This window comes from Arthrobacter sp. E70, from assembly GCF_058266945.1.
Map to the genome: position 1 here is coordinate 282167 of NZ_JBYQFR010000003.1, position 25352 is coordinate 307518.

At 67.6% G+C, this 25352-nt stretch carries 20 protein-coding genes, 2 tRNA genes and 1 pseudogene; 8 read left to right on the forward strand and 15 right to left on the reverse strand.

All coding sequences use genetic code 11. The features are described 5' to 3' along the window. Positions 1–45: 45 nt before the first annotated feature. Complete coding sequence (locus tag AC3IMC_RS05170; protein WP_490917335.1) at positions 46–873, reverse strand: alpha/beta fold hydrolase; 828 nt, start codon at positions 871–873, stop codon at positions 46–48. 103 nt (positions 874–976) lie between these two features. Continuing rightward, positions 977–2374: an amino acid permease gene (locus AC3IMC_RS05175; protein WP_490917336.1), complete on the reverse strand. Its 1398-nt coding sequence runs from the start codon at positions 2372–2374 to the stop codon at positions 977–979. 227 nt (positions 2375–2601) lie between these two features. Between AC3IMC_RS05175 and AC3IMC_RS05180 the strand changes: the two genes are divergently transcribed. The 5 genes from AC3IMC_RS05180 to AC3IMC_RS05200 are packed head-to-tail and all read left to right on the forward strand — an operon-like array spanning position 2602 to position 8534. Beyond that, the gene (locus AC3IMC_RS05180; protein ID WP_490917337.1) at positions 2602–3330 is read left to right on the forward strand and encodes an NUDIX hydrolase; all 729 of its coding nucleotides are present in this window, start codon (positions 2602–2604) and stop codon (positions 3328–3330) included. Next, on the forward strand, positions 3327–4631 hold the full coding sequence (gene nadA / locus AC3IMC_RS05185) for a quinolinate synthase NadA (protein ID WP_490917338.1): 1305 nt from the start codon (positions 3327–3329) through the stop codon (positions 4629–4631). The genes AC3IMC_RS05180 and nadA overlap by 4 nt, the downstream gene beginning before the upstream one ends. Next, positions 4631–6463 carry an L-aspartate oxidase gene (locus AC3IMC_RS05190; protein ID WP_490917339.1) on the forward strand — a complete coding sequence of 611 codons (1833 nt, stop codon included), beginning with the start codon at positions 4631–4633 and terminating at the stop codon, positions 6461–6463. Before nadA ends, AC3IMC_RS05190 begins: the two co-directional genes overlap by 1 nt. Continuing rightward, positions 6456–7373: a carboxylating nicotinate-nucleotide diphosphorylase gene (nadC, locus tag AC3IMC_RS05195; RefSeq protein WP_490917340.1), complete on the forward strand. Its 918-nt coding sequence runs from the start codon at positions 6456–6458 to the stop codon at positions 7371–7373. The genes AC3IMC_RS05190 and nadC overlap by 8 nt, the downstream gene beginning before the upstream one ends. Positions 7374–7376: 3 nt before the next feature. Next, entirely contained in the window at positions 7377–8534 is a 1158-nt protein-coding gene (locus tag AC3IMC_RS05200; protein ID WP_490917341.1) for a cysteine desulfurase family protein, read from the forward strand. A 31-nt stretch (positions 8535–8565) separates the two neighbouring features. On the opposite strand, the gene AC3IMC_RS05205 is transcribed toward AC3IMC_RS05200, so the two are convergent. Together AC3IMC_RS05205 and AC3IMC_RS05210 are read right to left on the reverse strand one after the other, a co-directional pair. Continuing rightward, positions 8566–9054, reverse strand: coding sequence for a GtrA family protein (locus tag AC3IMC_RS05205; RefSeq protein WP_490917342.1), 489 nt, complete (start codon positions 9052–9054; stop codon positions 8566–8568). A 50-nt stretch (positions 9055–9104) separates the two neighbouring features. Next, a complete protein-coding gene (locus tag AC3IMC_RS05210; RefSeq protein WP_490917343.1) occupies positions 9105–9767 on the reverse strand; it encodes a DUF1684 domain-containing protein in 663 nt (220 codons plus the stop codon). A 161-nt stretch (positions 9768–9928) separates the two neighbouring features. On the opposite strand from AC3IMC_RS05210, the gene AC3IMC_RS05215 reads away from it, so the two are divergent. Both AC3IMC_RS05215 and AC3IMC_RS05220 read left to right on the forward strand, forming a co-directional pair. Continuing rightward, complete coding sequence (locus AC3IMC_RS05215) at positions 9929–10744, forward strand: hypothetical protein (protein ID WP_490917344.1); 816 nt, start codon at positions 9929–9931, stop codon at positions 10742–10744. Between the two features lie 72 nt (positions 10745–10816). After that, positions 10817–11623 carry a transglutaminase-like domain-containing protein gene (locus AC3IMC_RS05220; RefSeq protein WP_490917345.1) on the forward strand — a complete coding sequence of 269 codons (807 nt, stop codon included), beginning with the start codon at positions 10817–10819 and terminating at the stop codon, positions 11621–11623. On the opposite strand, the gene AC3IMC_RS05225 is transcribed toward AC3IMC_RS05220, so the two are convergent. From AC3IMC_RS05225 to bcp, 8 genes and pseudogenes are all read right to left on the reverse strand, one after another. Next, positions 11620–12093: a MarR family winged helix-turn-helix transcriptional regulator gene (locus AC3IMC_RS05225; RefSeq protein WP_490917346.1), complete on the reverse strand. Its 474-nt coding sequence runs from the start codon at positions 12091–12093 to the stop codon at positions 11620–11622. The two genes, AC3IMC_RS05220 and AC3IMC_RS05225, sit on opposite strands and share 4 nt — an antisense overlap. Further along, positions 12093–13202, reverse strand: a complete 1110-nt coding sequence (locus tag AC3IMC_RS05230) for an LLM class flavin-dependent oxidoreductase (RefSeq protein WP_490917347.1) — start codon at positions 13200–13202, stop codon at positions 12093–12095. The genes AC3IMC_RS05225 and AC3IMC_RS05230 overlap by 1 nt, the downstream gene beginning before the upstream one ends. Positions 13203–13397: 195 nt before the next feature. Then, a pseudogene (locus tag AC3IMC_RS05235) lies at positions 13398–16630 on the reverse strand (efflux RND transporter permease subunit). Between the two features lie 68 nt (positions 16631–16698). Further along, positions 16699–18201: a malate:quinone oxidoreductase gene (locus AC3IMC_RS05240; RefSeq protein WP_490917348.1), complete on the reverse strand. Its 1503-nt coding sequence runs from the start codon at positions 18199–18201 to the stop codon at positions 16699–16701. Between the two features lie 79 nt (positions 18202–18280). After that, on the reverse strand, positions 18281–19900 hold the full coding sequence (locus AC3IMC_RS05245) for an ABC transporter substrate-binding protein (RefSeq protein ID WP_490917413.1): 1620 nt from the start codon (positions 19898–19900) through the stop codon (positions 18281–18283). 218 nt (positions 19901–20118) lie between these two features. After that, positions 20119–20811 (reverse strand): fasciclin domain-containing protein, encoded by a 693-nt coding sequence (locus AC3IMC_RS05250; RefSeq protein WP_490917349.1) that lies wholly within the window; start codon positions 20809–20811, stop codon positions 20119–20121. 233 nt (positions 20812–21044) lie between these two features. After that, a tRNA-Leu gene (locus tag AC3IMC_RS05255) sits at positions 21045–21129 on the reverse strand. Between the two features lie 95 nt (positions 21130–21224). Then, a complete protein-coding gene (gene bcp, locus AC3IMC_RS05260; protein ID WP_490917350.1) occupies positions 21225–21698 on the reverse strand; it encodes a thioredoxin-dependent thiol peroxidase in 474 nt (157 codons plus the stop codon). A 95-nt stretch (positions 21699–21793) separates the two neighbouring features. Here bcp and AC3IMC_RS05265 point away from each other — a divergent pair, with 95 nt between their 5' ends. Continuing rightward, positions 21794–22252 (forward strand): MarR family winged helix-turn-helix transcriptional regulator, encoded by a 459-nt coding sequence (locus AC3IMC_RS05265; protein ID WP_490917414.1) that lies wholly within the window; start codon positions 21794–21796, stop codon positions 22250–22252. Positions 22253–22743: 491 nt separating this feature from the next. On the opposite strand, the gene AC3IMC_RS05270 is transcribed toward AC3IMC_RS05265, so the two are convergent. From AC3IMC_RS05270 to AC3IMC_RS05280, 3 genes are all read right to left on the reverse strand, one after another. Beyond that, a tRNA-Lys gene (locus AC3IMC_RS05270) sits at positions 22744–22819 on the reverse strand. Positions 22820–22933: 114 nt separating this feature from the next. After that, a complete protein-coding gene (locus tag AC3IMC_RS05275; protein ID WP_490917351.1) occupies positions 22934–23962 on the reverse strand; it encodes a PQQ-dependent sugar dehydrogenase in 1029 nt (342 codons plus the stop codon). 58 nt (positions 23963–24020) lie between these two features. Then, positions 24021–25118, reverse strand: coding sequence for a sunset domain-containing protein (locus AC3IMC_RS05280; protein WP_490917352.1), 1098 nt, complete (start codon positions 25116–25118; stop codon positions 24021–24023). Positions 25119–25352: the final 234 nt, after the last annotated feature.

The window sequence follows — 25352 nt, forward strand, 5'->3', positions numbered from 1 at the left end:
TCCCGCCACCCCGGGCGCCTGTGCCGGTCAAACCGCCGGTGCCGGTCAAACAGCCAGGAAGGAGATGGCGGCCTGTTTGAATGCCCGGCTGGTGATGGCGTTGGTGTGGTTGCGGCCCGGCAGGACCAGCTGTTCGGCCAGGGAACCGGCGCTCCGGGCCAGTTCCGCAAGCTTGGGCAGGCTGGCCAGCCGTTCGTCCTTGTCCCCGGCGACGAGGAGCACCGGCACGTGCGGGACTGCCTCGGCGGGGTCGTAGGGTTCGGCCTTGATGGCCTCCACCAGGGAGAGCAGCGCGAAAATGTTGTTGCTCGGCAGCAGCAGGGCCATCTTGAGCAGCTGGGCCGTGGATTCATCCTGGATGGGCGTGCCGTCCGCCAGGTAGTCCTGTGCAGCGACGAGGTCGAACTCGGCCAGCGGATCCGAGGTGTTTGGGCCGCCCAGCACCAGCCGGTGAACCAGTTCGGGCTGCGTCGCGGCGAACTCCCATGCCAGCCTGGAACCCAGGGAGTAGCCCACTACGTCCAGCCCGCTGGAAGGATCGCCCTCGCGCAGGGGGCGCGCGCCGGCGTCGAACGCCGCCTGCAGCAGGTCCGCCCGGATCTTGCTGGGGGAGTACGAGTCCATGTCCTCCGGTGCGCCGCTGCGGCCGTGGCCCGGAAGGTCCACGGTGATGACGCGCCGGCCGGCCTCGAGCAGCGCCGTGACCCAGCCCGTGTCCTCCCAGTTGAGCTTGGACGATGAGGAGAAACCGTGCAGCAGCAGCACGGGCCGCAGCCCGGCGTCGTTGGCGGGCTCGTGGACCGCGACATACATCTGCGGATCCGTGCCTTCCACGGTGTGCGGGTGCTGCTGTCCGGTGTGCCTGCCGCTCATGCTCTCAGTCCTCATCAGGTTCTGCGCCTGGGCTGGCCCGGCGCTTCGGTGCGTCTGTCATGCCGGGGCCCGCCAACAGCTGCCCCCGCAGGTGGGCACCACTCTACCCGCCGGAGGCCCGGCGTCCGGCGGCCACCCGGGCACCGGCGGCGCAGGCCAGCGCGATCCCTGCCACCAGTCCGAAGGTGCTCAGGAGCTGCACGCGGCTGCCCTCTGCACTGAAGCCCACGGCGAAGATCAGGCCCAACAGTGCAAGGCCCAGGTATGTCAGGCCGGGAAAGCCCTTCATCCGCAGGGGAAGCGGCGTGCCGTCCCGGTCGGCCCGCCGCCGCAGGATCAGCTGTGACACCAGCGCGCTGCCCCAGACCACCAGGCACGTCGAGCCGACCAGCTGGAACAGGGCCGGCAGGATGCGTTCGGGGAACAACAGCTCCAGCACCGTGGCGATAAAGCCGAAGGCGACCGAGACGCCCACCGCAAGGAGGGGGACGCCCGCGCCGTTGAGGCGGGTCAGGGCGCGCGGCGCCTCGCCCCGCTGTGCCAGGGAGTAGGCCATGCGGGATGCCCCGTAGAGATTGGCGTTCAGTGCCGAGAGGAGGGCGACGACGGCCACCAGGGTGATCGCGGCGGAAGCGCCGGGGATCCGGGCGGCGTCGAGGACGCCCGCGAAGGGCGAGGCAAGGCTCTTGGATGTTGCGGGAAGGACGGCGGCGATGACGAAGACGGAGCCGATGTAGAACACCAGGATGCGCCACACGACCGTCCGGATGGCTTTGCCCACGCTCCGTTCAGGGTCCTCGGTTTCGGCCGCCGCCACCGAGACGATCTCCGTCCCCCCGAACGCGAAGATCACCACGAACAGGGCGGCGGCCACCCCGCCGAGGCCCCGGGGCGCGAAGTCGGCCGTGAGGTTTGCAAGGCCGGGGGACGCGACGGCGGGCAGCAGGCCAAGGAGCAGGGCGGCACCTATGGCAAGGAACAGGACGATGACGGCCACCTTGAGGATGGCGAACCAGAACTCGAACTCGCCGAAGCTGCGGACGCCGGTGAGGTTGATGGCCGTGAACACCACCATGAACAGCAGCGCCAGCGCCCAGACCGGAACCACGGGCCAGACGGAGAACAGCAGGCCCGCGGCGCCCAATGCCTCGGCGGCGATCACCACCACCAGCTGCAGCCACCAGAGCCACCCGATGGTGGCGCCGGCCGTACGGCCCAGCGCGCGCCCGGCGTAGACCGAGAACGCGCCGCTGTTCGGGTTCGCGGCCGCCATCTCGCCCAGCGCCCACATCACCAGGATGATCAGCGTTCCGGCCACCAGGTAGGAGACCAGGACTGCGGGGCCGGCCGCCTGCACGCCTGCGCCGGAACCGAGGAACAGGCCTGCGCCTATGGCGCTGCCAAGCCCCATCATGGTGAGCTGGCGCGGCTTCATGCTGTGGGGGGCCGGGCTGCTGTGGTGCGGTGCGGGAGGGATGGTGCGGGCGGACTTCATCGTCATGGGCGGTAAACCTTCTTGGGGCGTGGTTCGGCGAAGCGTTCCTTGTGGGACCTCTTGAATTTACCGCCTCGGGCGGCGTCCCACTGACCACCGGCGAAGGGCTGCGGCAGATGGCCCAGCTCAAACCCCGGGAAATATTTCCCCTTCCCGCCTTCGCGGAAGTATTATTAGTTTTGGTCAAACTGACTATAAGTAAGGATCCGGGCCCGGAGGGGCGGTCAAGGACGATGGAGGGCGGTGACGCGGTGTATTACAGCTCGGCAAATGTCTCGGAGCGGCAGGCTGCGCCGCCGTCGCTTGCGATTTCCACAGTGATCTTCGCCCTGCGGCCCAGTGAACGCTCTGGCCGGCCCACCCTCTGGCTTCCCTTGGTGCGGCGGATCCGGGAGCCCTTCAAGGGTCTCTGGGCCCTGCCGGGCGGACCGTTGAGCCACAGCGAGTCCCTCCAGGATGCCGCGGCCCGCAACCTGCAGGAGACCACCGGCCTGGCCCCCAGCTACCTCGAGCAACTGTACGCGTTCGGCGGCCTGCACCGGTCCCCGACCCAACGGGTGGTGTCGATCGTGTACTGGGCGCTGGTCCAGCCCACCGAGGCCGCCCTGGCCGACGAATCGGAAAACGTCCGCTGGTTCCGCGCCGACCGCCTGGGGGAACTGGCCTTCGACCACAACGCCATCGTCGACTACGCGCTGTGGCGGCTGCGGAACAAGTTGGCCTACGGCTCGGTGGCCTACCACCTGCTGGGGGAGTACTTCACCCTGGCCCAGGTCCGGGAAGTCTACGAAGCCGTCCTGGACCGCGAACTGGACCCGGCCAACTTCCGCAGGCAACTCAAAGCCACACCCGAAATCGAAGAAACCGGCGAATTCCTCCAGGGCGGCAAACACCGCCCGCCACGCCTTTACCGCTACACCGGCCGGCCCGGCCTCGACCCCGACAACAGGAGCACACCATGAGCAGCGTCAACACAGCGATCCAGCTGATCACGCGCGAACAGGCCGAACAGGGCGCTGCCGCAACCCGCAGCACCTGCAGCCCTGCCCTCGCCAAGGGGCCGTGGGACTACGACCTGGCCGAAGCGCTCGCCGGCATCCCTGCCTACGGCCCCGGAGCGTCCAGCGCCGACACCGCGCCCGCGGCCACCCCCCGCCAGGGGCAGCTGCCCGAGGAGTACAAACTTGCCGGCGACGCGGAACTCGCGGAGCGCATCCGCGCGGCCAAGGCCACGCTGGGCGACCGTGCAGTGATCCTGGGGCACTTCTACCAGCGGGACGAAGTGATCCAGCACGCGGACTTCGTGGGCGATTCCTTTCAGCTGGCCAACGCGGCGCTCACCAAGCCGGATGCGGAAGCCATCGTGTTCTGCGGCGTCCACTTCATGGCCGAAACGGCGGATATCCTCTCCACCCCTGAACAGGCCGTCATCCTGCCCAACCTCGCCGCCGGCTGCTCCATGGCTGACATGGCTGACGCCGACTCCGTGGCGGAATGCTGGGAACAGCTCGAGGAGGTCTTTGGAACGGAACCGGACGCCGAGGGCCGGGTCCCGGTCATCCCCGTCACCTACATGAACTCCTCCGCCGCGCTGAAGGCGTTCTGCGGTGAACACGGCGGCATTGTCTGCACGTCCTCCAATGCAAAGACTGTCCTCGAGTGGGCCTTCCAGCGGGGACAGCGCGTCCTGTTCTTCCCCGACCAGCACCTGGGCCGGAACACCGCGAAAGCACTCGGGGTGCCGCTGGAGCAGATGCCCATGTGGAACCCGCGGAAGGACCTCGGCGGCAATGACGAACAGGCGCTGCTGGACTCCCGCGTGATCCTCTGGCACGGCTTCTGCTCCGTGCACAAGCGCTTCAGCGTGGCGCAGATCGAGAAGGCCCGCGCCGATTTCCCGGGTGTCCAGGTAATCGTGCACCCCGAGTGCCCCATGGAGGTGGTGGACGCCGCTGATTCAGCCGGTTCCACCGACTTCATCAAGAAAGCGATCGCCGCCGCCACCGAGCCCACCACCTTCGCCATCGGCACAGAGATCAACATGGTGAACAGGCTCGCCGCCGAATACCCGCAGCACACCATCTTCTGCCTGGACCCGGTGATCTGCCCCTGCTCCACGATGTACCGCATCCACCCCGGCTACCTGGCCTGGGTCCTGGAGGAGTTGGTGGCCGGCCGCGTGGTCAACCGCATCACCGTGGACGACGACGTGCAGGCGAACGCCAGGACTGCGCTCGAGCGCATGCTGGCTGCGAGGCCGTAATGACCCGGCAGCCCAGTGCCGCCCTGCCGCCACGCCGGCTTGCCGTCGTCGGAAGCGGCATCGCCGGCCTGTACGCGGCACTGCAGGCGGCGGACGCAGGCGCAGACGTGGTGCTGCTGACCAAAGGTGCGCTGGAGCAGAGCAACACCTGGTACGCCCAGGGCGGCATCTCCGCAGTCCTTGCAGCACCCGCGCCGGGCGATACCGTTGCCGCGCACGTCGCCGACACCCTCCGGGCAGGGGCAGGCCACTGTGACGCAGCTGCCGTCCAGCTCATGTGCGCCGACGCCGCCGGCGACATCGCCGGGCTGCAGCATTACGGGGTCAGCTTTGACGCAGGGCACGGTTTGGAGGCAGGGCAGGGTGCCGCTGCGCAGGAAGACAAGACTGCCGACGGCGGACCGGCCCTGGGCCTCGAAGCGGCACACAGCGCGCCAAGGATCCTGCACGCAGGAGGCGACGCCACCGGCGCCCGGGTCGCCGCAGCCCTAATCCAGGCGGTACTGGCCCGCCGGGATGCCGGAAAACTCACGATCATCTCCGAAGCACACGCCACCGCGCTCCGCATGAGTGCGGGAACCATCACCGGGGTGGACTACCTCCACGCAGGCCGGTCCGCCCACCTGGAGGCCGACGCCGTGCTGCTCGCCACCGGAGGAGCCGGCCAACTGTTCGCCCAGACCACCAACCCGGCGGTGGCCACCGCCGACGGCCTGGCGCTCGCCGTCCGTGCGGGAGCGGCCGTGGCAGACCTGGAGTTCTTCCAGTTCCACCCCACCTGCCTGGTTGATACTTTCGGGCAGGCCGGCACGGGCGGACCGCTGCTCATCTCCGAAGCCGTCCGCGGCGAAGGAGCCATCCTGGTGGATGCCGGCGGACGGCGCTTCATGAAGGCCTACCACCCCGACGCCGAACTCGCGCCCCGCGACGTCGTCTCGCGCAGCATCGCCCTGCACCTGGCCAAACTCGGCGACCCCACCGGCCATGTCTACCTGGACGCCCGCGCCATCGAACAGGCCAAGGGCAGCGGTTTCCTCCGCCGGCGGTTCCCGACGCTCACCCGCAAGACGCTCGAGGCCGGCATCGACTGGACCCGCGAACTGGTCCCGGTCGCCCCCGCCGCCCACTACTGGATGGGCGGGATCGCCACCGACCACGCCGGCCGCACCAGCGTCCCCGGCCTCTATGCCGCCGGCGAGGTTGCCTGCACGGGCGTCCAAGGGGCTAACCGGCTGGCCAGCAACTCCCTCCTTGAGGGACTCGTCTTCGGCCGCCGCGCTGTGGAAGCCTTTCTCTCCGGTGACCGGGGCTGGGACGCGTCCCGCGGCAGCGATGCTCCGCGTGCTGCCTCGGCCGCGGGCGGCCTCCGCTTGACGCACGCTTCCGCACCCCTGCCGCGAAACGCAAGCGCGCACGTCGCCGTCCCTGCTGCTTTAGAAGGCGAGCCGGGCGGACTGGAAGCGAAGCGCGGGAGTGGGCCGTCCAGCTTCGGTGGGGCAGTAGGGGCCGGGGAGCCCTTTTCGCGGGATGCCCTTCGTCGCCTCATGACGTCGCATGCCGGGGTGCTGCGCTCCGGGGAGCTGTTGCGCGCGGCTGGCCGGACGCTTGACCGGTGGGCCGGCGTCGTGCATCCTCTCGCTGTTGCCGGCTCCGATGACCCTGTGGTGCACGAAGACCGGAATTTGCTGCTGGCCGCGCAACTGCTGGTCCGGGCGGCCCTGGACCGGACCGAATCCCTTGGCGCCCATTACCGGAACGACGAACCTGCCGCTCCCGCCGAACCTGACACCACGTACTCCCTGCGCCCGAAAGCGAGCCTCCTCCATGACTGAACCCGCCGTACTCGACCAGGCTGCGCCCGCCAGGCCGGCACTGGACCTCACCCTTCCGGCGGCTCCCGTACGGGAGATCCTGGAACGCGCCTTCGCCGAGGACGCACCCTCCGGCGATATCACCTCCCAGCTGCTGATCCCGGCCGGGGCCCGTGCCACAGCCGTCCTGAATGCCCGGGTGCCGGGCGTTTTCAGCGGCGCCACCGTGTTCCGGGACGCCATGCAGCTGGTGGACCCCGCCACGAACGTCGAGCTGCTGGTGACGGACGGTGAAGCGTTCGACGCCGGCACCCACCTTGCGCGGGTCAGCGGAGCCGCACGCTCGGTGCTCCAGGCAGAACGGGTGGCGCTCAACCTGGTCCAGCGGATGTCCGCCATCGCCACGAAAACCGCCGAGTTCGTCCGGCTTACCGAAGGAACCACCGCACGCATCACGGACACCCGCAAGACCACCCCTGGCCTGCGGGTGCTGGAACGCTTCGCCGTCCGCTGCGGCGGGGGCATGAACCACCGGTACAGCCTCTCGGACGCCGTGCTGGCCAAGGACAACCACCTTGCCGTGATGACCGGCGGCGAGCCCGCCAAACTGACAGGGCTCCTCCGGGCCGCCAAGGCGCAACTGGGCCACACCACGCACTTCGAAGTGGAGGTGGACAGCATGGACCAGATCGAACCCGTCCTGGCCGCCGGCGTGGACACCATCATGCTGGACAACTTCACGCTGGAGGAACTGCACGCCGGCGTGGCCCTGGTGGCAGGACGCGCACGGGTGGAAGCCAGCGGGAACGTGAACCTGGGCACCGTCCGGGCCATCGCGGCCACCGGCGTGGACGTGATCTCCGTCGGCGCCCTCACCCACACGGTGGCTGCCCTGGACCTCGGCCTGGATATCGAGCTGACGGCCGGCTGACCCGTGATCTTCCTTGACGCCGCCGCCACCACCCCCGTCCGCCGTGAGGTCCTGAACGCCATGTGGCCCTACCTCACGGGTGAGTTCGGAAACCCGTCCAGCCACCATGCGCTCGGCGGTTCTGCGGCAACCGCGCTCGCAGGCGCCCGCGCCTCGGTGGCCGCAGTCCTCGGCTGCCGGCCCGCGGAAGTGGTGTTCACCTCCGGCGGGACGGAAGCGGACAACCTCGCCCTCAAGGGCATCGCCCTGGCCCGGCAGGCAGCCAGGCCGGAGCTGGACCGGGTGGTGATCAGCGCCGTCGAACACCCCGCGGTGGAGGAATCCGCCCGGTACCTCGAGCGCTTCCACGGCTTCACCGTGGACGTGGTGCCCGTGGACGCCGCCGGACGGGTGACGGCGGAGGCGCTGGCCGCGGTGCTGCGGCCGGAGACGGCACTGGTGAGCGTGATGTACGCCAACAACGAGGTGGGTACCGTGCAGCCCATCGCCGCGCTGGCGGAACTCGCACACGCGCACGGCATTCCCTTCCACACCGATGCGGTGCAGGCGGCCGGATGGCTGCCGCTCGATGTCCGGGGTCTGGGCGTGGACGCCATGAGCATCTCGGGCCATAAGCTGGGTGCTCCCAAGGGCTGCGGACTGCTGTACGTCCGCAGCCGCACGCGGCTGGAGCCGCTGGTCCATGGCGGCGGGCAGGAGCGCGGCCGCCGCTCGGGCACCGAAAATGTGGCCGGCGCGGTGGGCATGGCCACCGCGCTGACGCTGGCGCAGGGCCGCCAGGCGGAGCAGCAGGGGAGGGTGGCCGCCCTGCGGGACTGGTTCATCGACGCCGTGCTCTTCGGAGTCCCCGACGCCGTCCTTACCGGCCACCCCACGGAACGGCTGCCGTCCATCGCCTCGTTCTGCTTCCCGGGAACCAGCGGCGAAGCGGTCCTCCTTGAACTGGAACGGCAGGGCATCGTGTGCTCCAGCGGCTCGGCGTGCGCAGCCGGCTCCGACGCGCCCTCGCCCGTGCTCACCGCCCTGGGGATTCCCGCCGAGGTTGCCCAGACAGCCGTACGCTTCAGCTTTGACGCCTCGGTCACACGGGATGACCTGGAGGCAGCCGCCGCGGCCGTCCGGACCGCCGTCGCCGGCGTGAAAGCGCTGGGAGCGCACTGAGTCTTTGCCGCCGGTGCGCCGCCCCGGGGGGCTAGCGGTGGCGTGCCCGCCGGAAAATCCAGTGCCGCAGCAGGCTGAAGCGCACGGCCGTGGCCAGGAAGCCCGACAGCGTGGTGGCCGTCAGTTCGTCCCCCACCGAGGCATTGGGGTTGAACCAGTGCAGCACGCCCAGGCTGCCGCCGGTGATCACCAGCGCCACGGCAATCACCACCAGGCCGTGGAGGTGGTCCCGGGTGCGCCGCTGCTGGCCGGCGATCTTGAACGTCAGCCTGCGGTTCAACGCGGTGTTCAGCAGCGACGTCACCACCAGCGCCACCGCGTTGGCCAGCTGGGCCCCCAGCCATGGCCGCAGCACCGCGTACAGGGCCAGGGACGCCGCGGTGCAGACGACACCGACGCCGGAAAACCGGATCAGTTGCCGGACCACCGGGAAGCGCAGGATGCCCCGGTGGTGCCTCCTGGCGGGGAGGCGCCGCGTGGACGGCTCCAGCGCAACCTGGGCAGTTCCGCCCTCCCTCATGCCGGCAGCGGGCGGACGCGGGCAAGGCGCCTGGTGGAAGAAGCCATGGGTCAGTACAGCTCGCCCACGGGGATCTCGACGGCCAGCCTGTTGGCGGGGCCGGCCAGCGGGCATGCCCACGCTTCGTTGTAAGCGCAGGAAGGGTTGTAGGCGAAGTTGAAGTCAAGGACGAACGTGGCGCCGGGCCCGGTCCCGTTGACGCCGTGGAAGGCGCCTTTGATGGTGTCCAGCAGGTAGCGCCCCGCTCCGTAGCTGCCGCCGGGCTGGCCGGCGGTGGCGTCGCGGAACGGAACAAAGATTCCGCCGCCGTACCCATGGATCTTCCAGACCGCGAGCTGGCCCATCTCCGGCAGGTCGAAGGTGCCCAGCCGGACAAAGTTGACCACGCCGTCGGTCCCCGTGTCCACGCTCATTTCCCGGCCGGCGCCCTCCTTGGTGAGAGGCACGTGGAAGCGGTAGATCGGATCGTAGTAGGCGGTCTTCAGCCCGGCGAAGCTTGCCCGTCCTGCCCGCGTCAGCGCGGACGCCGGGTGCGTGGCGAACATCAGGTCCCGCTGGTGCCGCCAGTACGAGTGCGCCTCCGCGGGGTTGTCGGCGGCGAGCTTGCGGACGTTGTCGTACATCGCGAAGGTGCGCAGCCGCCAGTCGGCGATGTCCAGGGCGGAGATGTCCGCGGGGTTTTCTTCGGCTGCGCCGTGCTGCTCTTCCGCCATAGCCTCAAGCCTAGTGCCCGGCCGCGGCAGGAAGCGTACGACGGCGACACGCCGGGCCGGTGCCCGTGCTGCGGGGCGGCGCCGGGCGGGGTGACGGAAGGGTGTGACATGCCAGCGTGGTGGCACCGTGATGGCTGCCGTGCGCCACTAGGCTGGCTTCCATGAGAGGCACGGCAGGATCGAGGGTTGTTTCCGGGGCGTCCCTGCTGCTCGCAGGCTTGCTCCTGGCGGGGTGCGCGGGCCCGCAGCCGAAGGACCCCGGCTGGACAGCTCACACGGGAGCCGGCACCGGCTCCCCATCCACGGCCACGCCGGTCCCCGGAACATCTACGCCGGCCGGATCCACCGCTGCGTCCCCTTCCGGACCGGCATCACCCACAGGGCCGCGGGCGGTTCCCACCGCATCATCCTGGAAGACCTTCTCGGATCCCGGCAAGACCATCAGCTTTGACCTGCCGCAGGACTGGATCGCACAGTCGGTGCCCCCGGAGGACGGTGCCCTTGCCGGTGCGCTGAAGGTGGAAGTGAAGAAGCCCGACGGAACGTTCATGGCAGCCCTGCGGACGGGACTGCCGCCGTCGTCCGGCGACTGCCCCGAAGCTGCACGCCGCCCCTACACCGTGATTAGCAGCGTGCCCATGGAACTGCCCGCTGCAGGCGGGGAAGGGACCATCCCTCCCCGCATGGTTTACCGGGTGATCCAGGGCTACCGTTTCTTCGGTTCCTACGGCATCACCAACGTTGTGGGCGGGGCGGACGGGCAGGCGTGCGAGCTGCGCAACGTGGTGCGCGGCCCGGCGGGCAAGGGCGACTATTCCTTCGGCGACGTGGTTTCGTTGAAGGCCTTCGCTCCGGACGAGAAAGTGGCTCCCGTGCAGGCGTTCGACACGCTGGGCCAGGCCGCGCAGTACGTGGACGAAAGCTCAGACTTCGCCAACGTGCAGCGGATGCTAATGTCGCTGAAGGTCAAAAACTAGTCCCGCTGCCCGCTCCCATGAGGCGCCGGGGCACGCGACTTTCCGTCCGCCCCCGACATCCCCCGGAGAGACATGGAACGCTCTGTTTCCGCACGCCTGGTCTTCAGGACCGCCCCCAACACCAAGGTGGCCATGGCCATCGCCGCAGCGAGGAACAGCGGGTATTCATCCTTCGACGAGACGCTGTCCGTCGTCGCGGGCGGCAATGACGTTCCGCTGACTGAAATTGCGGACCACCACGGGGGACGCTTCCACTACATGGAGTTCACTGAGCCGGCTGAGGTCACCGTGGAGTACGCCGCCACCGTGACCGGACGCGGCGAGCCGGAAGAGGCCAGCCTGGCAGACCGGATCCGCTACGTCCGCCCCAGCCGCTACGCCGAATCGGACCGGCTGCTCCCCACCGCCTACGCGGAATTCGAGGGCGTGCAGGGCGCAGGCCTGCTGCACGCTGTGCGCAACTGGGTCAATGGGGAACTGCGGTACCTCAGCGGTTCCTCCCGGGGTACGGACGGTGCGGTGGAAACCCTGCTGAGCAGGCGCGGCGTTTGCAGGGACTTCGCCCACCTGGCCATCGCGCTGCTGCGCTCGAAGGACATTCCTGCCCGCCTCGCTGCCGTGTATGCACCCGGGCTGAGCCCGATGGATTTCCATGCCGTGGCGGAAGCCTACGTGGAAGGGGCCTGGCACGTCATCGACCCCACAGGGCTTGCCCCGCGGGAGTCGATGCTGCGCATCACGGCCGGCCGGGACTCGTCCGACACCGCCTTTCTCTCCACCGTGGGAGGCAGCCTCACCCTCAACCAGTTGCGGGTGACAGCCGTGGTGGACGGCGCCCTTCCGGCGGAGGACCCCACGCAGCTGGTGGCGCTAGGCTAGCGCTTCCGGGGCACGGAACCCAGCGAGTTCCGCAGCTTGTCGGTGAGCCGGACCAGTTCCTTCTGCTCGGCCGGGGTCAAAGCGGGAGTCACCAGGGCGGAAATGTCCCGCACATGCTCCCGGCCGATTTCCTTCTGGAGCTCCCGGCCTTCGTCCGTCAGTTTCAGCAGTACGCCGCGGCCGTCCTCCGGTGCCGGCATGCGGGCCACGAGTCCGCGCTTCTCCAGCCGCTCCACCAGCCGGCTCAGGCTGGACTGGCTCAGCAGGACGTTGTCGTTGAGCTCGTTGAGCCGCAGCCAGCCTGACGGGCAGCGGGAAAGCGTAAACAGGACGTCGTATTCGTTGACGGCGAGCTTCCGGAAGGCCGGCCCGGACTGCAGCTTGCGCATCACCGCAACCTGCGCCCGGAACAGTGACTCCCATGCCTCGGCAGCGAGCCGGACAGGCGATTCGGAGCCTCCGGCAGCCATCACGCCTCCGAAACCGCGGCGTCGGATTCCTGTGTCGCCAGCAGGGCGGCAACCCGGCCTGCGTGCGTGGGCGGCTCCGGAACGTGGGCCGGCTTGAGGGCCGCGTACTCCTTGCGGAGGACGGGCAGCACTTCCTCGCCGAACAAGTCCAGCTGCTCCAGCACGGTCTTCAGCGGCAGGCCTGCGTGGTCGATCAGGAACAGCTGGCGCTGGTAGTCGCCGAAGTGCTCGCGGAAGGTCAGCGTCTTCTCGATGACTTCCTGCGGGCTGCCCACGGTCAGCGGGGTCTGCGAGGTGAAGTCCTCCAGCGACGGGCCGTGGCCGTAGACGGGGGCGTTGTCGAAGTAGGGGCGGAACTCCTTCACGGCGTCCTGCGAGTTCTTCCGCATGAAGAACTGGCCGCCGAGTCCAACGATCGCCTGGTCCGCCTTGCCGTGGCCGTAGTGCTCGTAGCGCTCCCGGTAGAGGCCGATCAGCTGCTGGTAGTGCTCTTTGGGCCAGAAGATGTTGTTGGCGAAGAAGCCGTCGCCGAAGTATGCGGCCACCTCCGCGATCTGCGGGGTGCGGATGGAGCCGTGCCATACGAAGGGAGCCACGCCGTCGAGCGGGCGCGGGGTGGAGGTGAAGTTCTGCAGGGGTGTGCGGAACTTGCCGGACCAGTTGACGGTGTCCTCGTCCCAGAGCTTGCGCAGCAGGCTGTAGTTCTCGATGGCCAGCTCCACGCCGTCCTGGATGTTCTTGCCAAACCACGGGTACACCGGAGCGGTGTTGCCGCGCCCGAGGACCAGGTCCACGCGCCCGTCCGCCAGGTGCTGGAGCATGGCGAAGTCCTCGGCGATCTTGACGGGGTCGTTCGTGGTGATCAGCGTCGTGGCCGTGGACAGGATGATGCGCTCGGTCTGGGCGGCGATGTAGGCGAGGGTGGTGGTGGGGGAGGAGGAAAAGAAGGGGCGGTTGTGGTGCTCGCCCAGTGCGTAGACATCCATGCCGATTTCCTCGACCTTTTTGGCGATCGCCACCGAGGCCTTGATGCGCTCGTGCTCGGTGGGGGTGCGCCCTGTGGTGGGATCCGTGGTGATGTCGCTGACGCTGAAAACACCGATCTGCATGATGTGCCTCTTTCCGTTCGTGGACTTGCCGGGCTTGTTTCCAGTCTAGCCCAATTTAGATGCATTTGCATCTATCGCCTACTGTAACGCGGCCGCGCAGGAATTATTCCCCACGTTGGCCTGCCGCATCCCGGGGGTTAACGCAGCCATGCCCGCGCCGCGGGAGCGGCACGGGCATGGCAGGAAGGTGCAGGGCTATTCGGCTCCGCCGGGAGCGGCGCGGCGGCCGCTGACCTTGGGAACCTGGCCGGTGGTCCAATCCTGGAACTCGGCGTCGACGTCGGGGGCCGGGCCGAACTCCGGGCGGGCCTGCATGTCCCGGAGCAGCGCCTTCCTTTCGCGCCGGCCCTCCACCAGCCGGTACAGCACCGGAACCAGGATGAGGGTCAGGGCGGTGGAGGACACGAGGCCGCCGATCACCACCACCGCAAGCGGCTGGGAAATGAACCCGCCTCCACCGGTAAGGCCCAGCGCCATGGGGGTCAGGGCGAACACCGTGGCAAGGGCCGTCATGAGGATGGGCCGCAGGCGCTGGCGCGCACCGTGGGTGATGGCGTCAGCAACGTTCATGCCGGGACGGCCCTCGCGCGGCTGCCGGTACTGGTTGATGAGGTCGATCAGCACGATGGCGTTGGTGACCACGATGCCCACCAGCATCAGCATGCCGATGAGCGACGGAAGGCCCAGCGGGACACCGGTGAGCAGCAGCAGGCCCACGGCTCCGGTGGCTGCGAAAGGAACCGAGACCAGCAGGATCAGGGGTTGGACCAGGGACTTGAAGGTGGCCACCATGATCACGTACACGATGGCGATGGCCGCCAGCAGGGCCAGGCCCAGCTGCCGGAAGGATTCGGCCTGCTGGGTGGTGGCGCCGCCGAGTTCGGCGGTGACCCCTGGCGGCAGCTGGACGCCGGCCAGACGCTTCTGGACTTCGCTGTTGACGCACCCAGGTTGGCGCCCGACGGCGTAACGGACACCTTGGCGGTGCGCTGGCCGTTGCTGGCGGTAATGGAGACGGGCACGTCCACCTGCTCGACGGACGCGATGCTGCCCAGCGTTACGGGCCGGCCGCCCGCCGGCAGCGGGATGTTGCGCACGGCGTCGATGCTGGTGAACTTCGTGCCCTGGCCGATCCGGACAGGGAAGTCGTTGGTGTCGATCCGCACCGTGCCGGCGGGGATGGGACTGATGGTGGAGGCCAGGACCCCTGCCACCTGTTCCTCGTTCAGCCCGGCGGCTACCGCCTTGGCCCTGTCCACCTTGACCTGCACCACGGGGTTGCTGGAAGCCAGGTTGCTGGCCACCTCACTGGTTCCTGGTGCGCCGGCCATGGCCGAGACCATGGCGTCGCTGGCTGCCTGCAGGTCGGCGCTGGTGGCGGCCTTCAGGGTGATGTCAACCGTGGACGAGGTACCGAAGCCGCCCTGCTGGGTGCCCACGGAGACTTTGCCGGAGCCAGGCACCTTGGCAAGCTCCGAGCGTACGGTCTCCTGCAGTCGTTCCTGGTTCGCCTTCTCATCCGTCACCACGGTGAAGGTGGAGTTGGAGGAGCCGGTGGAGGTGAGCGCAGCGAAGCCTGCCTGGGCATTTCCGGAGGTCACCTGCACGTCCTTGATGCCGTCGATGCCGCGAAGGACCTCCTCGAGGCGGATGGCAGCAGCGCTGGTGTCCGCCAGGCTGGTGCCCGCGGGCAGCACCTGGCGCACGGTCATGCTGTTCTGGCCCGAGTTCCCCAGCAGGTTCGTGGCCAGCAGGGGTGTCATGGCACCGGTGGCCCCCAGCACCAGGACGGCGGCCAGCAGGGTGATGACGGGGTGCTTCTGCGTGGTCCGCAGGATGGGAAGGTACCCGCGCTGCAGCCGGCTGCGCTGTTCGGCGTCGTGGGCCTTCGCCTTCGCCTCGGCTGCGATGCGGCGGGCCTCCGGCGATCCTGCGGGCAAGCCGCCGGGGACTGCGCCCGGGTTCTTGAGGAACCAGTAGGCCAGCACGGGGACGATCGTCAGGGAAACCAGCAGTGACGCCAGCAGCGCCATGGTGACGGTCAGGGCGAAGGGCCGGAACAGTTCGCCGGCGAGTTCGCCCACGAACGCGATCGGCAGGAAGACAGCCACGGTGGTCAGGGTGGATGCTGTGATGGCCCCGGCCACCTCACGGATGGCGGTCAGGATGGCGGCGGATTTTTCCTCACCGTAGCTGAGGTGCCGCTTGATGTTTTCGATGACCACGATCGAGTCGTCCACCACGCGGCCGATGGCGATGGTGAGCGCCCCCAGCGTCAGGATGTTCAGCGAGTAGCGGGTGGCGGACAAGCCGATGAACGTGATCAGCAGTGACAGCGGGATGGACACCGCCGTGACCAGCGTGGAACGCGCGGACATCAGGAAGAGCAGGATGACGGCGACGGCAAAGCCCAGGCCCAGCAGGCCTTCGGTGGTGAGGTCCTTGATCGACTTCTCGATGAACGGAGCCTGGTCGAACACGGGGGTGAACTTGGCGTTGGAGCCCAGCTCTGCCTCAAGCTCGTCCAGGCTGTCCCGGACCGCGTGGGAGATTCCGACGGTGTCGCCTTCGGGCTTTTTGGTGACGGAGACGGCGAGGGTCTCGGCGCCGTTCGTGCGCGTGATCGAGGTGCGTTCGTCGTCCTTGAGGGAAACGTCGGCCACCGAGCCGATGGTTGCGGCATTTTTCGCGCCGGCCAGCGGAAGTGCCTTGATGGCATCGAGGGAATCGACCGGGCTGCCGACCTGCAGGGACAGCGTCCTGCCCTGGTCCTCCAGCGTGCCGGCGGGAACCAGGGCGCCGTTGTTGGAAAGGGCATCCCTGATGGCGGTCACGCTGGCGCCCGACGCTGCCATCGCATCGGGGCGGGGAAGGATTTCGATGTGCTGGGAGGCGCCGCCCGTCACATCGGCGCTGCGGACGCCGTCGATCTTCTGCAGCCGGGGAACGCTCAGGCGCTGCAGGTCTGCGTTGAGGTCACTGAGGGGCTTGTCAGACGATACGGCGAGGAACACGATGGGGAAATCGCTGATGCTTCCGGCGATTGCCTGTGGCTGGACGTCGCTGGGAAGTGTCCTTTTGGCGTTGGAGATTGCCCTGTCGATCTGGTTCCTCGCCCGGTCCAGGTTGGAGCCGTACGTGAAGACCATCGTGATCTGTGAGACTCCGGTGCGGGACGTGGAGGAGGTGGATTCCAGCCCCTCCACGCCGTTCAGTGCCTTTTCCAGCGGTCCGCTGACCTGTTTGTCCACCACCTCCGGCGACGCACCTGGCATGGCGGTCAGCACCGTGATCTGCGGGAACTCGATCGAGGGGATGAGCTCCTGCTTCAGCGAGGACATGGTGATCACGCCAAAGACCGAAGCGAAGACGGTGATCAGCGCGATCAGGGCCCGGTTTGCCAGTGACAGGTGTGCCAGCCGGAACATTGTTGGTCTCCTGAGGGGTTAAGTGACTGGTACAGGCCCTGGGGTGCCAGCCGCTGGCCCCTGCAGGGTCAGCGGCTGGCGGAAACGCTCTCCAGCTGGAGGGATTTGGCGGTAGCCCGTTCCAGCTCGGCGGCAAGCTCCGGGTTCTCGTCGAGCTTGACCCCGTAGCCGGGCATCATGTCCTTGAGCTTGGACTGCCAGCCCTTGAAGTCCCTGGGGAACGTCTTCTGCAGCAGTTCGATCATGATGGGGACGGCGGTGGAGGCTCCGGGCGACGCGCCCAGGAGCGCGCCGATGGAGCCGTCGCGGCCGGCAATCACTTCGGTTCCAAACTGGAGGATGCCGCCCTTTTGCGGATCCTTTTTGATGATCTGTACACGCTGGCCGGCAGTGATCAGTTCCCAGTCCCCGCTCTTGGCCTCCGGGTAGTACTCGCGCAGTGCCTCGACCTTCTGGTCATGCTTCTTGACAACTTCTTTGACCAGGTAGGCGGTGAGGTCCATGTTGTCCTTGGCCACGGCCAGCATCGGGATGATGTTGCCCGGGCGGATGGACAGCGGAAGGTCCAGGTAGGAACCGTTCTTGAGGAAGTTGGTGGAGAAGCCGGCGTACGGTCCGAACAGCAGCGAGCGCTTCCCGTTGACGTAGCGGGTGTCCAGGTGCGGTACCGACATGGGGGGAGCGCCCACGGAAGCCTGGCCATAAACTTTGGCGCTGTGCTGGGCGGCGATGGTCTCATCGGTGCAGCGGAAGAATTGCCCGGAGACAGGGAACCCGCCGTAGCCCTTGCTTTCCGGGATACCGGAGGCCTGCAGCAGGTGCAGCGCGCCGCCGCCGGCGCCGACGAAGACGAACTTGGCGTGGATCTTGCCGTGCTCGCCCGACTTGGGGTACTTCAGCGACAGGTCCCAGCCGCCGTCGGACGCCCGGGAGATTCCGGTGACCTCGTGGCCGTAGTTGATTTCGACGCCGTTGTTCCCGAGGTAAGTGGTCAGCTCGCGGGTCAGGGCCCCGAAGTCGACGTCGGTGCCCTCGGCGGCGCGGGTGGCCGCGATGCGCTGCTTGGGGTCGCGGCCCTTGACGATCAGCGGCGCCCACTTGGCGATCTGTGCGTGGTCCTCGGAGTACTCCATGCTCCGGAAGAGGGTGTGCGGCTTCAGCGCCTCGTAGCGGGTCTTCAGGAACCGGGTGTGGTCTTCGCCGATGACAAAGCTCATGTGCGGGACGGTGTTGATGAAGCCCTTGGGGGAGCCGATCAGGTTCTGGTCCACCAGGTGGGACCAGAACTGGCGGGACAGCTGGAACTGTTCGTTGATGAGCAGCGCCTTTGCCGGGTTTACTGAGCCGTCTTTGGCTGCAGGGGAGTAGTTGAGCTCGCAAAGCGCGGCGTGGCCCGTTCCGGCGTTGTTCCAGGGGTCGGAGCTTTCAAGCCCGGGCTGGTCCAGCCGTTCGAACAGGGAGATGGTCCAGTCCGGCTCCAGCTGCTTGAGGAATGCCCCCAGCGTTGCGCTCATGATGCCGCCGCCAATCAGGACGACGTCGGCATGTGGGGTCTTGGAAATGAAGGTCACGATCAGTCTCCGATTGCAGCGGCTCTGGCTGTCACAGAATATCCCCGCCCTGCCCGCATACTGAAATTGAACGGGCCCGTCAAGGCTTTAGTTGGACCTTCGTAAAAACTTCATTTAAGACCGGTGATGCCGGGTAGCCCAGGACCCGGTCGGAGAGGGCCAGCGCGGAGATGGGGAAGGCAATCGGCACAGCCGGTACCGTCGCGGCGATCTGGGCGTTGATGGTGTGATATTGCTCATCGCGTTCCTTGCCCTCCGGCAGCCCACGGGCGCGGTTGATCTTGGAGAACACCTGGGGGTCCTGGTACCCGAACTCGCCGTTCTTCTCCCCGAAGAGCGGGCCGACGAAGTTGTCGGCATCGGAGTAGGAGCCGTTCCAACCCAGGATGTGAAGCGCGTGGTCGCCGGGGGACTGGACCTTCTGGAGGTAGCCGTCCGACCAGTCCACCGGGACCGGCCGGATGTTGAAGCCCACCGCCGTCAACTGCCGGCTGAGCTCGGCGTACACCTTCTCGGGCGTCGGCAGGTAGGGCCTGGTGACGTTGAGCGGATAGTAGAACTTCAGCTCTTCGCCGGCGTACCCGGCCTCCTTGAGGTATTCCTTGGCTTTGGCGGGGTCGTGGCCGAGCTCCGGGGCATCGTTGTTGAAGCCGCTGATCTTGGGCGGGACGAACTGGGTGGCCTTGGCGGTGTTGTCGATGAAGAACTTCCGGATCAGGGTTTCCTTGTCGATGGCCAGTTCCACCGCCTGGCGGATCTTTTGGTTCTGCAGCACCGGCACGTCCTGGTTCATGCCCACGTACATGACTGAGAAGGGGTCGCGCTGGACGATCTGCTTGCCGCGCTTGACCAGCTGGTCGAAGTTCCCCACGGTCACCGAATCGTAGCCGTCGATCTTGCCGTCCAGCAGGGCCTGAAGGCGGGTTTGGGGATGGTTGTAGGCGAGGAAGTTGATGGTGGCGATGTGGCCGCGGTCCCCCCAGTACGCCTTGTTGGTGGTCAGCGTGACGCTGTCCGTGCCCCAGGCGGACAGGGTGAAGGGGCCTGTCCCGACCGGGTTCGTGGCGAAGACCGACAGTGGCTGGCCGCCGCGGTTCTGGTCCAGGACGTCGGCTTTGCCGGCGGCAAGGGCCGCAGGGGATGCGATGGCGAACGCCGGCAGGGTCAGTGCCTGGAGGAAGGCGGTGAACCGCTGGGTCAGGTCGATCTGCACGGTGTCGGCAGCGACAGCGGTGCAGCTTTTGAAGATCGACAGCCCGGGCTCGTCCGAGTGTGCCTTGAACACGCTCTTGAAGGAGCTGCCGGGTGCCTGCCGCCGCAGCTCGGCAGGGAAGGCGAACCAGCGGTTGAAGTTTGCGCAGACGGCGTCGGCGTTGAAGGGGGTGCCGTCCTGGAACGAGATGCCGGTGCGGAGCTTGAACGTGTAGGTCCGGCCCTCGTTGGACTCGCTCCATTCCGTGGCCAGCAGGGGGGTGGGCTTGCCGGTGGTCTGGTCAACGCCCACCAGCCCTTCGAGGATCTGGCGGGTGATCCGCTGGGACTCGACGTCGTTGGACAGGGCCGGGTCCAGGCCCAGGGGCTGGGCGGCAGTGCCGAAATTGAAGGTGGCCTCCGGCTCGGCAGCAGGCGTGGAGCTGGGGGATCCCGGGGTCGGTGACGGCGATGGCGCGCCGGTGCAGGAGGTTACGCCCAGCGCCATGAGGACGGCCCCGGCCTTGATGACCGTCCGCCGCGATGTACTGCTGGACACTCGTCTCCCACCCCTGGATCCCGGCGCTCCGCCTCTTGCGGGCCGGGGTCCAGTCTAAAGGACGCGGGTTGGAGCAGACCCCACGCCGGGGAGTGACGCGCCAAGGCCGGGTCCGCTGGACTTCTGTCCGGCGGACCCGGCCCGGTGTTGGGGGGGGCGGGGGAGGACTACTTGGGCATCAGGACTGAGTCGATCAGGTAGACAGTGGCGTTCTTGGTCTTGACGCCGCCACAGACCACGTTGGCGTCGTCCACCTTGAGGGAGTCTCCGCTGCCGGTCACGGTGACGGAGCCGCCCTGGACGGTGGCGTGCGTGCCGGCGATCTTGTCCGGGGTGATCTGGCCGGGCACCACGTGGTAGGTCAGGATCTTGCTGAGCAGCGCATCATCCGTCTTGAGTGTTTCGATGGTGGCGGGGTCGATCTTCTTGAAGGCGTCATCCACAGGCGCGAAGACGGTGAATTCGCCGCCGTTGAGCGTGTCCACCAGGTCCACCTTGGGGTTCAGCTTGCCGGAAACGGCCGCGGTCAGGGTGGTCAGGATGGGGTTGTTGGAGGCGGCGACGGCTACGGGATCCAACGCCATGCCTTCGACCGATCCGGCACCGGTGGGGACCTGCTGGGCGTAGGCTGCGCAGCCGGGGCCCACCAGGTTCGCAGCGGGATCCATCATGCCTGCCGATGAACTGGTGGTGGCGCTGGCGGACGGCGACGCCATGCTGGAGCTGGGGGCCGGGGACATCGGCGCGGATGACGCTGCCGACCCCGAGGTGCTGCCTGAACCACCGCAGGCGGTGAGGCTGAGCAGAGCGGCCGCTGCAACGCCTGCGACGGTGAAAGTGGTGCGCTTGATGGTCTGCATTTCGGTTCTCCTTGGATGGTTCGCCTGCCGCCCGGACTTTAGGTGCGGGCTGTGCAGTCTGCCTTTTCGGTAAGCACCAACCTTTGGCTGGTGTCTCACCGGCAATTCGGTTGGAGGACCGGGGCGGATGGGTGGATCCGGGGAGTTTTTCGGTGCGGCACGAAAAGTGCGCCGCCGCCGTCGAACTTTTTAACGCAAGGATCCCCCGGCCTGGGCCGGGGGATCCTTGATGTTGGTGCGCAAGGGGGGACTTGAACCCCCACGCCCGAAGGCACAGGAACCTAAATCCTGCGTGTCTGCCAATTTCACCACTCGCGCGAAAGCCTCCGGGCTGAACGCAAAAGCGTACGACGGCGGATGCCAGGTTCCATTGTAGCGTTGCGTCCGCAGGACACGGGCAGGCGGGAAGCGGGTCAGGCGTCGAGCTGCAGGTCCCGGCGGAGTTTGTCGACGTGCCCGGTGGCCCTGACGTTGTACTGGGCCAGGGAAACGTTGCCAGCCGGGTCCACCACGATTGTGGAGCGGATCAGGCCCTCGTAGGTCTTGCCGTAATTCTTTTTCTCGCCCCAGGCGCCGTAGGCCTCGGCCACAGCGTGGTCTGCGTCAGACAGCAGCGGAAAGGTCAGCGATTCGTTGGCGGCGAATTTTGCAAGTTTCTCCACGGGGTCGGGGGAGATGCCCAGGACGTCGTACCCGGACGCCTGCAGGGAAGCGAGGCTGTCGCGGAAATCGCACGCTTCCTTGGTGCAGCCGGGAGTCGACGCGGCAGGGTAGAAGTAGACGATGGTGGAGCGGCCGGCCCCGGGGGCGAGGCTGACGTCCTTGCCGGTCGAATCCTGCAGCGTGAAAGCCGGTGCCTTGTCGCCGATCACGAGTCTTTCAGCCATTGTTTTTCTCCTTGTTGCAGGCGGGACACAACAGCCTAGTAAGCACCGGGGCCCAGTGCTAATCGGCATTTGGCTATACTTGCTGCATGCCTGATATGGATCACTGGCCCACGGGGCGGCTCTTGTCCACTGCTGCCCGCCTCGTCGAACACTCCTGGAATGAAAAACTTGGCGCCATAGGCCTTACCCATGCCGGCGTCATAGCGATTGAAGTCCTGCACGCCCAGGGCCCCATGACCCAGGCCCAACTCGCCCAATACGTCCGCGTTCAGGCGCAGACCATGGGCAAGACGTTGAGCCGGCTGGAGTCCCACGGCCACATCGCCCGCGTACGAAGCACCTCGGACCGCAGGAGCCACGTGGTGTCGCTCACCGAGCGGGGCAAGGAAGCCGTGGCGGCCGCCGTGGAGATGGAACGCTCCGTCCTGGCGTCCGCATCCATTGATCCCGAGGTCCTGCGCCAGGAACTCCAGGCCGTGGTCCGCGAGCTGGCAAGCCAGTTCGCCACCACGCCCAGCAACGCCGGCGCCCTGCTGGACAACGCCTCAAAATAAACGCACGGCATCAAGCCGCAGCAGCGGCCCCGGTCTTGGGAAAGACCGGGGCCGCTTTTTGTTCGGCTCCATTCAACGCGCGATCACTTCCTGCCGCTCTCCCTAAGACGCGCCATCACTTCCTGCCGTGTTTGGCGAATGCCCCATTAAAGCCACATACAGTTCGACGGCGGAGCTGCCGCCGGGCGCGTGCGAAGCCTCGTAAGAACCCATGAGGTGATTGGGATGGATTTGCCCGGAAAATGCTCGAGCGGCCTCGGCAAGGACCGGCCACACCGAGTGCCCCACAGCACGCTCTTGAGCGCCTGCAAACGGCATGTGCGGTCGGCCGTGGGCGTAGTGATGGGGTCCCGGAATTGGGGGCGGGAGGTGATGGGGGTTTCCGGAAATATGTCCGGCTCCTGCGGAGGTGCCTGCGACACAGGGTTCAACCAAGTAAAACAAAACAGCCCCCGGTCCGCGTTTCCGCGGCCCGGAGGCTGTTTTCCCAGTGGTGCACCCCCCGGGACTTGAACCCGGAACCCATTGATTAAGAGTCAATTGCTCTGCCAATTGAGCTAGAGGTGCATCTTCTTTGCGTTCATCTCCGGGCTTTTTCTTTCCCGTTGATCTCCGCAACGACATGAAACTCTACACGAACTTTTGGTGCAAGTGAAATCGGCGCGGTCAGCGGGCTCCCCATCACCCGAATGGCTGCAAAACCAGCACGAAATCAGGGTTTTCGTTGTTTGTCAGGAGCCAAAGCTGTCCGCTGGGGGCCTGAATCACGTCCCGGATCCGCCCGTACTGGCCTGTGAAATAGGCCACAGGATTGCCCGCCTCGGTCCCGGCCAGCGGGACGGCCCACAGGCGCCGGCCCCGGAGCGCTCCCAGGTAGGCCGTGTCCCCGACTATTTCCAGGCCGCTTGGAGATGATTCGCTGGTATCTGGCCAGACCACCTTTGCATCCTGGAACTCCGCGCGGTGGGGAGCGCCGGTGACTGCAGGCCATCCGTAATTGGCGCCCGGCAGGATCAGGTTCAGCTCATCGTCCACGTCCGGCCCGAACTCGCTCGCCCACAGCCTTCCGGACCTGTCCCACGCCAGCCCCTGCACATTGCGGTGGCCGAGGCTGTACACAGCATTGCCGAAGGGGTTGCCGGGTGCCGGTCGGCCATCGGCGGTGAGCCTGAGGATCTTGCCGCCCAGGGCTTTTCGGTCCTGCGCTTGTTCCCGGCGCTGCGCGTCGCCCGTTCCAACGTAGAGGAATCCGTCCGGGCCAAACCGGATCCTGCCGCCGTTGTGGGTTCCGGCTTTTGGAATTCCGGTGAAGACCGCCTCGGGCTCACCCAGCCTGAAGGAACCACTGCCGTTGTCCTCGACAATCAGCCGCACCACCCTGTTGTCGTCCTTGGCCGTCAGGTAGGCGTAGAGGTAATGGTCGGCGGCGAACTGCGGGGAGGGCGCCAGGCCCAGCAGGCCCCCCTCCCCGCCGGGCACGACGCCTGGAATCTTGCCGAGGTCCGCCGCTTTTCCATCGCGGACCGCCTTCAGTCGGGCGCTCTCCCGCTCCGAAATGATGCCCGTACCGTTGGGCAGGAAGACTGCGGCCCAGGGGATGTCCAGCTGCAGGTCCAGCCGTTCCGCCACCTGCAGCACCGGGGCAGTGCCTGCCGGCGTGCCTGTGCTTCCGGTCGGCGGCGGCGCGGGGCTTCCAGTGCACGCCGCCACGACCAGCGCCAGGCAGGCAGCCGTCCAGCAACGGAGGGCCGGAAGGCCGCCTGGCCCGCTAAAGCCGTTTGCGCCGTGGCGCCCGGAAGCCGGCGGCCTCGGCGTGCGCGGCCGACTCGAACCACACCTCTGCCCGGGTCTGTTCATAGTCGGGGTGTCCTTCTTCGTAGTACACCATGGCGCCGGCGTCGCCCTTCACGGTGTAGTCGGCAGGCCCGCTTCCGTCGGGGCCCGGCGCGGCCGAGCCTGCGCCGTAGGGTTCGTCGGCGGCCAGGTGCCCCGCGGGTTCCGCAAGTGCCGCGCCCTGCCCGGCCGGGACACTGGCATGATGGTCGGCCCCGTTTTCGACGACGGCCGAAGACTGCGCGCGGTCGAGTGTCTCGGCTGTGGCGGCATCACCGGAGGCCCGCCGGGCGCCGGCACTGGTTGCCGCCGTGCCTGCCGGCTCCTGCTGTACCGGGGTGCCCCCCTGCTGTACGGCACCGTCCGGCATCCCGGCGTCGTCTGTATCCTCAACGGCGGCAGTCTCCGCACCCGGCAGGGTGGGGGCATGCGGCCCGGTGTACTCGTCATGGTGGACCGGCCTCGCTGCTGGTGAGGCGGCTTCGCCCGCGGGAGTCGCAGGCTCGGGCTGTGCTGGTGCCGGCGCCGGTTCCGGTGTGTCCGCGGCCACCGGGTGCAATGCGGCGCCGGTGCCTGTTGCGGAGGATCCAGTGCGGGGTGCCGGAGAAGCAGCTTCGGACCACTGCGTTTCCCACTCGGCCTCGTCCTGGCGCCGGCGTTCCTCGCGTATCCCCGGGGCTTCGCCAGTGCCGGCCTCGCCAGCGTCCGGCCCGCCAGTGCCCGCCTCGCCTGGCGCAGCCTGCGGCACGCCGGCACGGGTGGACGGGGAGGACGGGCCGGCTGCGTCAACGGGCTCTTCCGCCGTTACAGGGGCGGCCGGTTCAGCCGGTCTTCCAAAACCGGCAGCGGAGGGAATGCCCGCGGTCCCGGCGGCTTCCGCGGATGCCGCCGCGCTTCCACCCTCCAGGGCGCCGTCGGCGCGCGTCTGGCCAGGGCCGGTGCCCGGCGCGTTGTCCGATCTGCTGCGGTTCAGCAGCCACCAGACCACGATGGCGATGACGACTATAAGAATGATCCAGAAGACAATGTCCATGGCAAGCCCTTCGGTTACGGATGGGTTGGTTTCCTGCCCCGACGCTACGTCGGGTCACCAGCGCTGTCCAGAGACATGGGCGTGGACAAGGGGGAGGAGAAGGCGCAGGTGAGAGGCTTGCGCGCCCTGGCAGCAACGCGGCGCATCCCAGATTGTGAGACGCAAGTCCACCATTCGGCCTGACAAATGCCGGCATTTGTCAGAAATAGGGAGTTGATGGTCGTCTCGCCGCTG